At 66.8% G+C, this 10,012-nt stretch carries 10 protein-coding genes; 4 read left to right on the plus strand and 6 right to left on the minus strand.

Annotated elements, in window-relative coordinates; genetic code table 11:
• Together RMN86_RS08855 and RMN86_RS08860 are read right to left on the minus strand one after the other, a co-directional pair.
• Positions 1 to 1,053, minus strand: a 1,053-nt coding sequence (locus RMN86_RS08855; RefSeq protein ID WP_309605472.1) for a dihydroorotase, incomplete at its 3' end; no start/stop codon positions are given.
• A complete protein-coding gene (locus RMN86_RS08860; RefSeq protein ID WP_309605473.1) occupies positions 1,053 to 2,030 on the minus strand; it encodes an aspartate carbamoyltransferase catalytic subunit in 978 nt (325 codons plus the stop codon). The genes RMN86_RS08855 and RMN86_RS08860, both read right to left, overlap by 1 nt.
• Here RMN86_RS08860 and RMN86_RS08865 point away from each other — a divergent pair.
• Positions 1,965 to 2,429: a DUF1993 family protein gene (locus tag RMN86_RS08865; protein ID WP_309605474.1), complete on the plus strand. Its 465-nt coding sequence runs from the start codon at positions 1,965 to 1,967 to the stop codon at positions 2,427 to 2,429. The two genes, RMN86_RS08860 and RMN86_RS08865, sit on opposite strands and share 66 nt — an antisense overlap.
• A 627-nt stretch (positions 2,430 to 3,056) precedes the next feature.
• Here the strand turns inward: RMN86_RS08865 and RMN86_RS08870 are convergent.
• Positions 3,057 to 4,928 (minus strand): toll/interleukin-1 receptor domain-containing protein, encoded by a 1,872-nt coding sequence (locus tag RMN86_RS08870; RefSeq protein ID WP_309605475.1) that lies wholly within the window; start codon positions 4,926 to 4,928, stop codon positions 3,057 to 3,059.
• Positions 4,929 to 4,997: 69 nt separating this feature from the next.
• On the minus strand, positions 4,998 to 5,471 hold the full coding sequence (ruvX, locus tag RMN86_RS08875; RefSeq protein ID WP_309605476.1) for a Holliday junction resolvase RuvX: 474 nt from the start codon (positions 5,469 to 5,471) through the stop codon (positions 4,998 to 5,000).
• 290 nt (positions 5,472 to 5,761) lie between these two features.
• On the opposite strand from ruvX, the gene gatC reads away from it, so the two are divergent.
• Together gatC and gatA are read left to right on the plus strand one after the other, a co-directional pair.
• A complete protein-coding gene (gene gatC / locus RMN86_RS08880) occupies positions 5,762 to 6,049 on the plus strand; it encodes an Asp-tRNA(Asn)/Glu-tRNA(Gln) amidotransferase subunit GatC (RefSeq protein WP_309605477.1) in 288 nt (95 codons plus the stop codon).
• A complete protein-coding gene (gene gatA / locus RMN86_RS08885; RefSeq protein ID WP_309605478.1) occupies positions 6,050 to 7,522 on the plus strand; it encodes an Asp-tRNA(Asn)/Glu-tRNA(Gln) amidotransferase subunit GatA in 1,473 nt (490 codons plus the stop codon).
• A gap of 146 nt (positions 7,523 to 7,668) precedes the next feature.
• On the opposite strand, the gene RMN86_RS08890 is transcribed toward gatA, so the two are convergent.
• The gene (locus tag RMN86_RS08890) at positions 7,669 to 7,986 is read right to left on the minus strand and encodes a hypothetical protein (RefSeq protein WP_309605479.1); all 318 of its coding nucleotides are present in this window, start codon (positions 7,984 to 7,986) and stop codon (positions 7,669 to 7,671) included.
• Positions 7,987 to 8,206: 220 nt separating this feature from the next.
• On the opposite strand from RMN86_RS08890, the gene gatB reads away from it, so the two are divergent.
• The gene (gene gatB, locus RMN86_RS08895) at positions 8,207 to 9,703 is read left to right on the plus strand and encodes an Asp-tRNA(Asn)/Glu-tRNA(Gln) amidotransferase subunit GatB (protein ID WP_309605480.1); all 1,497 of its coding nucleotides are present in this window, start codon (positions 8,207 to 8,209) and stop codon (positions 9,701 to 9,703) included.
• Between the two features lie 9 nt (positions 9,704 to 9,712).
• Here gatB and RMN86_RS08900 read toward each other — a convergent pair.
• On the minus strand, positions 9,713 to 10,012 hold a 300-nt coding region (locus RMN86_RS08900), incomplete at its 5' end, for an RcnB family protein (RefSeq protein WP_309605481.1).

Below are 10,012 nucleotides of genomic sequence, written 5' to 3' on the forward strand. Positions count from 1 at the left end.
ATGAAAGGTCAGCAGCGCGGGCAGCAGGGTCTGCAACCCCACAGCGCCGGGCGCGGCCTCGTCATAGGGCAGCCGCTTGTCCTCGGCGGGCGCCGGCGCATGGGCCGAGACGACGATCTGGACCAGGCCTGTGGCCACCGCCTCGATCACCGCCTGGCGGTCGTCCTCGCTGCGCAGCGGCGGATCGACCTTGCAGAAGGTGCGGTAGTCGCCGATGTCGATCTCGTTGAACGACAGGTGGTTGATCGAGGTGGTGGCGGTGACCGGCAGGCCCTTGTCGCGGCCGCGCCGGAAGCTTTCCAGGGCGTCGGCGGTGGTCAGCTGGTCGACCAGCAGCCGCGCCCCGGTCAGCTCCACCAGCGCCAGGTCGCGCTCCAGCATGATCTTCTCGGCGATGGCGGGCACGCCGGGCAGGCCCATGCGCGAGGCGAACTCGCCCTCGCTGGCCGCCGCGCCGGCCGACAGCCACGGGTCGGCCGGGCGGTGGGCCACCAGCACCCCGAACGCCTTGGCGTAGGCCAGCACGCGCCGCATCACCTTGGAATCGACGATCGGCTGGTCCGCGTCGGAGACATAGAGGCAGCCGGCCTCGGCCATCAGCCCGATCTCGGCCATCCGCTGGCCGTTCGCGCCCTTGGTCGCGGCCCCGGCCACATAGACATTGACCAGCTCGATGTCGCGGGCCCGCCTGAGGATAAAGTCCACCACCGAGGGCTCGTCGATCGCCGGGTCGGTGTCCGATTGCAGGACGATGGAGGTGACCCCGCCCGCCGCCGCCGCGCGGGCCGCCGACTTCAGCGTCTCTTTGGTCTCCGTTCCCGGCTCTCCGGTCTTGACCCGGATGTCCACCAGGCCGGGCATCAGCAGGGCGCCCTTGCCGTCGATCACCTCCACGTCCGGCGACAGCGCGCCCGGGCCACTGCCCCGCATGACGTCGGCGATCACGCCTTCGGTGACGATCAGGGCGCCGGGTCCGTCGTAGCCGCTGGCCGGATCGACCAGGCGCACGTTGGTGAAGGCGGTGGGCCGGGCCGTCTTGAGGGGCGCGCTCATCAATTGTTGTCCAGCCGCGCGGCCAGTGAGGTCAGCACCGCCATCCGCGCGGCGACCCCCATTTCCACCTGGTCCTGGATCAGGCTGACCGACAGGTCGTCGGCGACGTCGGAATCGATCTCCACGCCGCGGTTCATCGGGCCGGGATGCATCACCCGGGCATGCGGCGCCGCGCAGGCGAGCTTCTCGCGGTCGAGGCCGAAGAAGCGGAAATACTCCCGTTGCGAAGGCGCCATCACCCCGTCCATCCGCTCCAGCTGGAGCCTGAGCATCATCACCACGTCGCAGTCCGCGATGCCCTCGCGCATGTCGTGGTGGATGGCGACGTTCCAGCGGTCGGCCTGCGGCGGGATCAGGGTCGGCGGCCCCACCAGCCGGACCTCTGCGCCCAGCATCTGCAACAGCGCGATATTGGACCGCGCCACCCGGGAATGGGCCACGTCGCCACAGATCGCCACCTTCAGCCCCGCGATCCGTCCGAAGGCGCGCCGCATGGACAGCGCGTCGAGCAGCGCCTGCGTCGGGTGCTCGTGCTGGCCGTCGCCGGCGTTGACCACCGAGCAGCTGACCTTTTGCGACAGCAGCGACGCCGCCCCGGACGAGGCGTGGCGCACCACCAACAGGTCCGGCTGCATGGCGTTCAGCGTCACCGCGGTGTCGACCAGGGTCTCGCCCTTCGACATGGCCGAGGACCGGGGGCTCATATTGACCACGTCGGCGCCCAGCCGCTTGCCGGCCAGCTCGAACGAGCTCTGGGTCCGCGTCGAGTTCTCGAAGAACAGGTTCATCAGCGTGCGACCCTTCAAGAGGTCGAGCTTCTTGGAGGTCTGGCGGTTCAGCGCCACGAACCCGTCGGCCAGGTCGAGCAGGCTCGCCACCTCCACCTCGTTCAGATCGGTGGCCGACAGGAAATGCCGCTTCGGGAACGAAAAGGTCCGTTTGAGGACGTCGTTCAGGCCGGGGGGCGGGCTAGTCATCAAAGCGTCGTCTTAGAGGCCGCCGGGCGGGAAGGGAAGCGCGGCCTTTGCGCGGGCAGGGCCACGCCTTGCGCCATACCCGCGGTGACCTGCAAGGGCGCCGAGGTGGCCGGCTTCCAGGCCGCCCTCGCCGACGCCGAGACCTGTCTCGCCGCCATCGCCCCGGCCCAGTTCGCCGGCCGCGACGACGTCCTGCTCACCGTGACCCTGGGCGCCGAGATGTCACCCACGCTCCCCGCCGCCCAATGGCTCACCGTCTTCGCTGCGACCAACCTCTACTTCCACCTCTCCACCGACTACGGGATTTTGCGGTCGAAGGGAGTGGGGATCGGCAAGGTGGATCTGTTCGCGGGCGGGTTGCGAGGAAAATTCAGCGGGGCACTCAACCCTCGTTCTTAATTTCTGGATCGAAGAATATCGGTAAGCTAAACTTGCTGTTCCGCTTACGATCTTTGACATTTACACCGATATTGTATGTGCCGTAGAGGGGTTTTCCGCCTTTTCCCCTGAGGTATTGTACCTTGAAGGTAAGACTATTTGAATGTCCGTCGTAGCGAAGATCGCAAAACATAGCCTCTCCTATAGGATCTCCGGCCCGAAGAGCGAATCCGTCACTTCGAAAACTTAATCGCTTATTATCAAGTACAATTTTTACCAATACGGAATCTGTGATCGATGGTAAGGGAGTTCTTATCCCAATCCGTGTTTTATTTTGCCAGTCGGAAATGTTGTTATTGTTGTTAATTGCCGGTGAATTTACATACTCATCAAAATCTCCAGACGAATTTATCGTAGTCGCTCGAATCTGCTTTCGTACAGACGCCGAATACATACTAAAATGACGGCCCAATGTAATCTTGTAAACAATATAAGGGTAGAGATTGAGAGATTTGTCGCACTCTTTTATTGAGTATAAATTGGGACCTAGGGTTGATACTGTAGGTGAGCTCGCCATGGGTTCTGATCGTGCAGGGGAACTTGAAATCGCCAGTATGACCAGCGTCGCGGCCGTCCAAGTGCGCGCACTCATCGCATCTTTCCCCTGTTGTCAGCAATTCGAGCTAGGCGAGCTTCGTCGCCTAGATTGAGCCCCCAGCGGGCCGTGAGAATGTCATGGCGAGTGGTTGCGTTAAGCTCCACTGGAGCGAGGGCAGCCAGCATGCCTTGTTTGTCGCCGAGCTGTGCCCTTAGACGTGCCAGCAAGACGCCACAAAAGTCGCCGATCTCCTGGAAGCTCGCCCCCGTCGCGATCGGCCGACAGTCGCCCAGCGTTCGGGCCAGTTCGGAGGCCTGAGGTCGGACCCTGGGAGGCGCCTCTAGCCAAGTGCGGACCTCGAAAAGTTCGAACATTCGTGCGAGTTTGGGGAAATTCCTATTGTCTGGATCGGCCTGCTCAAGAGCCTTAGCCGCCTTTCGGCCTGCCCTCAGCCGGGAAACCGCGCGCCGCCACTGTCCCTGACTGGCGTCGATCCGGGCAACGGCAAGGTCGTGCCCAAGCATGTCAGCCTCGGCCTCGACATCTCGTGGATTTTTCGCAAGCAGTTCGGCAAGCACGACGCGCTGTGCCTCGCGGCTGACGAGAGCTTCTTGGGGCGCGCCTCTGAGGCGCTGGCAGTCCGCTATCCATGCAAACTTGTTCGCCTTGGCGCTCAGAATATCGGGATCTCTTGGCCTGTGTCTGGCGATCAGTTCGATATCAGCTAGTGCCTCCCGGAAGTGACCTTCGGCCCTTGCCGGGTCTCCAGCTTGCCTCAGCGCAAGCGTGCCAAGGTTATTGGAAGCATATGCAGCCTCCATCAGCCAGGCATCGTTCGCTGGGTCCAATCTTACTAACTGCGCTGCCAGGCTTGAGTATCGCTCCAGTGCTGATTTTGCCTTCGCCCCATCGCCCTCGCGCCACGCGACAAACCCCTCCCAGTACTCGCTCTGCGCATGGGCGAATATCCGCTTGGGATCATTCGGGCCGGCCGCCAGCAGGGTCGCCGTCAGCCCGTGAGCCTCATCGAACCGCGCCCGCGCGGCTTTCACGTCGCCGCGCTTTTCGTCGTCCTCGCCTTCGGCCTGTAGCGCCTTGGCGTGCCTAATCACCGCGTCGGGGGTGGCGTCCTTGGCGCTGTAGGCGCTGAGCGCGGCCTTGTTCACCTGGGCCAGCAGGTCGAGGCGTCCGGCGGCCTGCAGGCCCTTGCGCAGGTCGCTGAGCATGAAGTCGCCCAGGTGGCCGGCGCGGGCGGCCTGCACATCGGCCTCGGCGCGCGCGTTCAGCGCCACTACCGCCAGCGCCCCCACCACCGCCAGCCCCGCCACCGCGCCGCCGGCGGCGAGCGCCATGCGCCGCACCTGGCGGTGGGCGTCTCGCTGGACCAGTTCGTCCAGCCGCACGCCGGCCAGCACGGCGACCAGCCGCAGGATCTCCAGCCGCCGCCCGCCGCCTTCAGGGCGAAAATCGGCGGCCAGAGGCTCGACCGCGTGGCCGTCCAGCGCATGGCGCAGGGCCTGTGGAAACGCCTGCGCCGGCTCACCCTCGGCCAACACCGCCAGGATCGCGGAGTCGCCGTGCAGGGCGCGGAACAGTTCGATCTCGCGGCCGACCCAGGGCGATTGCACGGCGTTGGGCGAGCAGACGACGATCAGGTGCTCGGCCTGGTCGATCGCCTCGCGCACCGCCACGGTCAGGTCGTAGGTGGCGGAGAGCTCGTCGCTGTCGCGGAAGATCGGCTTCAGCCGCTTGCCAGAGCGCGATCGGGCCGCCAGCCGGTGCGGCAGCCGATAGCCCTCCAGGTCGCGATGCAGACGCCTGGCGAACGCTGCGTCGCGGTGGCTGTAGCTGATGAAGGCGCTGAACCGGCCACCCTGGGCCGCGCCAGGGGGCGGAGATCGCGGCTCGGCGCTGTCAGCCATCAGGGCCACCGTCTGCTGAGCGAGAACAACCCCAGGTCGCCGCTCCGGCTAAGATGTGACATACCCTCGCTATCCCGGCAACAACCTCAACCGTTCCAGCGCGCCCTGCAGGATCCAGGCGGCGGCCATCTTGTCCACCAGCTCGGCGCGCCGCGCCCGCGTCACGTCGGCCTCGTCGATCAGCACCCGGTTGACGGCCATCGAGCTCATCCGCTCGTCCCAGAACGCAATGGGCAGGTCCCGCAGGCGCAAAAGGTTGCGGCCGAACGCCCGGCTCGACTGGCAGCGCGGCCCCTCGGTCCCGTCCATGTTGACCGGCAGGCCGATGACGATCCCCGCCGCGCCCCGGCTCTGCATCAGCTTGAACAGGGTGGCCGCGTCCTGCGTGAACTTGACCTTGCGGATCAGCTCGAGCGGGCTGGCCACCGTGCGCGTGGCGTCCGACACCGCCACCCCGATGGTCTTTTCGCCCAGGTCCAGGCCGACGTCCGGGGCGTGGGGCGGCAACAGCGCCGGGAGTTCGGTGAGATCGACAACGGCCATATCGCCCCTCCATACCCGTCATCCCAGCCGTGGCGAAGCGGAGAGCCGGGACCAATGTTCACCGCCCTTTCCAATTGGAGCTCGTCATCCCCCGGCTTGTCCGGGGGACCCATGAACACGAAACGCTCAGGCAAACCCCCGACACGGCGATCCTGGGTGGCCCGGGCAAGCCGGGCCATGACGATCGGAAATGAGGAAGGTCGCGTTGATGGGTCGCCCTTTTGGGGGCTGTCGCTTGCCTAAACGCCCCACACCCGGCTAACCCACGCCTTCAGTTTCAGGAGGGTGGCATGACCATCGACGCGGCGACCGTGCGCAAGGTCGCCAGGCTGGCCAGGATCGCCCAGCCGGAGGAGGGTCTGGACCAGCTCGCCAGTGAGCTGTCCGGAATCATGGCCTGGATCGAACAGCTGGCCGAGGTCGACACCGACGGGGTCGAGCCGATGACCTCGGCCGTGCACATGCCCGCGCCGATGCGCGACGACGTGGTCACCGAGGGCGGCGATGCGCAGATGGTGCTGTCCAACGCGCCGCGCCGCGCCGGCGCCTTCTTCGTGGTCCCCAAGGTGGTCGAATAGATGTCGGACCTGACCAAGCTGACCCTGAAGGCCGCGCTCGACGGCCTGGCGGCAAAATCCTTCTCCTCCGTCGAGCTGACCCAGGCCCACGTCGAGGCTGTCGAGGCCGCACGCGCGCTCAACGCCTTCGTGCTGGAGACCCCGGAGCGGGCGCTGGACATGGCGCGCGCCTCCGACGCCCGCCGCGCGACCGGCGCCGCCGGCCCGCTGGATGGCGCGCCGCTGGGCATCAAGGATCTGTTCTGCACCCAGGGCGTGCGCTCGACCGCCGGCTCGAAGATCCTCGGCGAGTTCGTGCCGACCTACGAATCCACCGTCACCGCCAACCTGTGGCGCGACGGGGCGGTGATGCTGGGCAAGCTGAACATGGACGAGTTCGCCATGGGCTCGTCCAACGAGACCTCGGCCTGGGGTCCGGTGGTCAATCCCTGGCGGACCCGCGGCGGCAATGCCCAGCTGACCCCCGGCGGCTCGTCGGGCGGCTCGGCGAGCGCGGTGGCGGCGGAGCTTTGCCTGGGCGCCACGGCCACCGACACCGGCGGCTCGATCCGCCAGCCCGCCGCGTTCACCGGCACGGTGGGGATCAAGCCGACCTATGGCCGCTGCTCGCGCTGGGGCGTGGTGGCCTTCGCGTCCTCGCTGGACCAGGCCGGGCCGATGGCGCGCACGGTCGAGGACGCGGCGATCCTCTTGACCTCCATGGCCGGCCACGACCCGAAGGATTCCACCAGCCTGCCGGTGGAAACCCCCGACTTCGCGGCCTTCGTCGGCAAGTCAGTGAAGGGCCTGCGGATCGGCGTGCCCCGCGAATACCGTGTCGACAACATGCCGCCGGAGATCGATGCGCTGTGGGCGCAGGGGATCGCCTGGCTGAAGGACGCCGGCTGCGAGATCGTCGAGGTCAGCCTGCCGCATACCAAGTACGCCCTGCCGGCCTACTATATCGTCGCCCCTGCCGAGGCGTCGTCGAACCTCGCCCGCTATGACGGGATGCGCTACGGCCTGCGCGTCGAAGGCGCCAATCTCACCGACACCTATGAGAACTCCCGCGCCGCCGGCTTCGGGCCGGAGGTCAGGCGCCGGATCATGATCGGCGCCTATGTGCTCTCGGCCGGCTACTACGACGCCTACTATCTGAAGGCGTTGAAGGTGCGCCGGCGCATTGCCGACGACTTCGACCGGGCGTTCGAGCGGGTCGATGCGCTGCTCACCCCCACCGCGCCCTCGGCCGCCTTCAGCCTCGGCGACCGGGCGGACGATCCGGTGGCCATGTACCTGAACGACATCTTCACGGTGACGGTGAACCTGGCCGGCCTGCCGGGCATGAGCGTGCCGGCGGGGCTCGACGCCCAGGGCCTGCCGCTGGGGCTACAGCTGATCGGCCGCGCCCTGGACGAAGGCACGCTGTTCTCGCTGGGCGGTGCGCTGGAAAAAGCCGCCGACTTCCGGGCCAAGCCGCAGAAGTGGTGGTGATTTCCCTCCCTTAATGGGGAGGGACAGACCGCTGAGCGGTCAGGGTGGGGAACCCAGGTCCGGACTCAGAGCCTGATCCGGATTTTCCCACCCGTCCGATCCTTTGGATCGTCCACCCTCCCCACAAGGGGGAGGGAAACGTCGTCCTACTTGACCTTGTCGAGCTCGGCCTGGATTTCCTTGAGCTTGGCGTCGTCGATGGCGCCTTGGCTCATCGGGGCGACCTGGGCGAGCGTCATGTCCTTGATCTGGTCCATGTACTGCTCGAGCGGCGGCAGGGCCTTGAGCAGGATCGCCTTGCCGACGGGGTCGGCCCAGATGATGCTGATGGGGGTCTTCTCGACAGAGAACTTCGCTTCCGCGGTCGTCGTTGTCGTTGTCGTGGTCGTCGTGCCCTGGGCGAGCGCCGGGACGGCGGCGAGGGTCGCGAGGGCCGCGAGGCCGGCGACGAGGGTGATCTTCATACGTGGGTTCCTTCCCCGAGTGGTGTGGCCCGCCAAGCAGAACGCGACAGCGGGGTGAGATGCAAGTTACAATCCAGACAGCGCCGCCCTGACCGAGCGTAGCCGTGGCTCACCCCCCGACGGGGCAATGCGCCGTCCTTTGAGCCCGATTTCCGGCGTCGCGCAAGATGACGCGTGCGTCACGCTTTCGCTCGAGCCCTTGGGGCGCTAGTGAGACGCGATGTCTGACCCGTCCAAGCTGATCGAGGGCCGCACCGGTCCGTGGGAAATCGTCCTGGGCCTGGAGGTCCATTGCCAGGTGGCCTCCAACGCCAAGCTGTTCAGCGGCGCCGCCGTGGGTTTTGGCGCGGGCCCCAACGAGCAGGTCAGCCTGGTCGACGCGGCCATGCCGGGCATGCTGCCGGTGATCAACCGCCACTGTGTCGAACAGGCGATAAAGACCGGCCTGGGCCTGGGCGCCCGGATCAACCTGAAGAGCCATTTCGACCGCAAGAACTACTTCTATCCCGACCTGCCGCAGGGCTATCAGATCAGCCAGTACAAGCACCCGATCGTCGGCGAGGGCGTGGTGATCGTCGAGCACGACGACGGCTCCGCCTTCACCGTGCGCATCGAGCGGCTGCACCTGGAGCAGGACGCCGCCAAGCTTCTGCACGACCAGGACCCCAACGCCACCTACGTCGACCTCAACCGCGCCGGCACCGCGCTGATGGAGATTGTCTCCATGCCGGACATGCGCTCGTCCGCCGAGGCCGCGGCCTACGTCAAGAAGCTCAGAACCATCCTGATCTACCTCGGCACCTGCGACGGCGACATGGAGAAGGGAAACCTGCGCGCCGACGTCAATGTCTCGGTCTGCCGCCCTGGCGCCTACGAGCGGTTCCGCGAGACCGGCGACTTCAGCCACCTGGGCACGCGCTGCGAGATCAAGAACGTCAATTCCTACCGCTACATCCAGGCCGCCATCGAGTATGAGGCGCGCCGGCAGATTGATCTTCTGGAAGAGGGGGGTTCGATCACCCAGGAGACCCGCCTGTTCGACCCGACCAAGGGCGAGACGCGCTCGATGCGGTCCAAGGAAGAGGCGCAGGACTACCGCTATTTCCCCGATCCGGACCTGCTGCCGCTGGATCTCGACCCGGCCTGGGTCAAGGCCATCGAGGCGACCTTGCCGGAGCTGCCGGACGCCAAGAAGGCCCGGCTGCAGGCGCAATATGGCCTGACCGCCTACGACGCCCAGGTGCTGATCTCCGAACGGGCGCGGGCCGACTTCTTCGAGGCCGCGGCGAAAGGTCGCGACGCCAAGCTCACCGCCAACTGGGTGACCAACGACCTGGCCGCGCGGCTGACCGCCGCGGGCCTGGACATTGCCGACAGCCCCATCAAGCCCGACGGCGTCGCCGAGCTGGTGCAGCTGATCGAGGAGGGCGTGATCTCCTCGAAGATCGCCAAGGATGTCTTCGAGCGCATGTGGGCCGGCGAGGGCGGCGCCCGCGAGGTGGTCGAAAAACAAGGACTCCAGCAAGTCTCTGACACGGGCGCGCTCGACGCGATCATCGACGCCCTGATCGCCGAAAACCCCGGCCAGGCCGCCCAGGTGAGGGACAAGCCCCAGGCCATCGGCTGGTTCGTCGGCCAGATCATGAAAGCCACCGGCGGCAAGGCCAACCCCGGCGTCATCAACCAGATGCTGAAGGCCAGGCTGGGCGGCGAATAGGGCCGCCGCTCAGTTCGGAACCACGTCGAACACCTGACCCGTCGCCTCGGCGACCAGGGCGAAGCCGCCGCCGACCCGCACCCAGGCATAGCCGCGCGGCGGTGGGCGCAGGCGATAGCGGGCAAAGTCGTTGATCGCCGCGCCACCCTGGCCGGCCAGATGGCCGCCGCGCCGCGGGGCCGGTGCGAAGCCGCCCGGCCGGCCAGGGGCGCGCGCCGCGGGTGGGGACAACAAACGGGGGTAGCTGGCGGGCGCGAAACCCGGGCCGCCCCCCCCCAACACCCCAGGCGCTACGCCGGTACCGCCCCC

The organism is Phenylobacterium sp., from assembly GCF_031360265.1.
GTDB lineage: Bacteria > Pseudomonadota > Alphaproteobacteria > Caulobacterales > Caulobacteraceae > Phenylobacterium.

Coding starts and splice junctions, on each gene's coding strand:
- RMN86_RS08865 (WP_309605474.1), top strand. CDS start 1,965: ATGCCGCTTCGGGAACGAAAAGGTCCGTTTGAGGACGTCGTTCAGGCC.
- RMN86_RS08860 (WP_309605473.1), bottom strand. CDS start 2,030: ATGACTAGCCCGCCCCCCGGCCTGAACGACGTCCTCAAACGGACCTTT.
- RMN86_RS08870 (WP_309605475.1), bottom strand. CDS start 4,928: ATGGCTGACAGCGCCGAGCCGCGATCTCCGCCCCCTGGCGCGGCCCAG.
- ruvX (WP_309605476.1), bottom strand. CDS start 5,471: ATGGCCGTTGTCGATCTCACCGAACTCCCGGCGCTGTTGCCGCCCCAC.
- gatC (WP_309605477.1), top strand. CDS start 5,762: ATGACCATCGACGCGGCGACCGTGCGCAAGGTCGCCAGGCTGGCCAGG.
- gatA (WP_309605478.1), top strand. CDS start 6,050: ATGTCGGACCTGACCAAGCTGACCCTGAAGGCCGCGCTCGACGGCCTG.
- RMN86_RS08890 (WP_309605479.1), bottom strand. CDS start 7,986: ATGAAGATCACCCTCGTCGCCGGCCTCGCGGCCCTCGCGACCCTCGCC.
- gatB (WP_309605480.1), top strand. CDS start 8,207: ATGTCTGACCCGTCCAAGCTGATCGAGGGCCGCACCGGTCCGTGGGAA.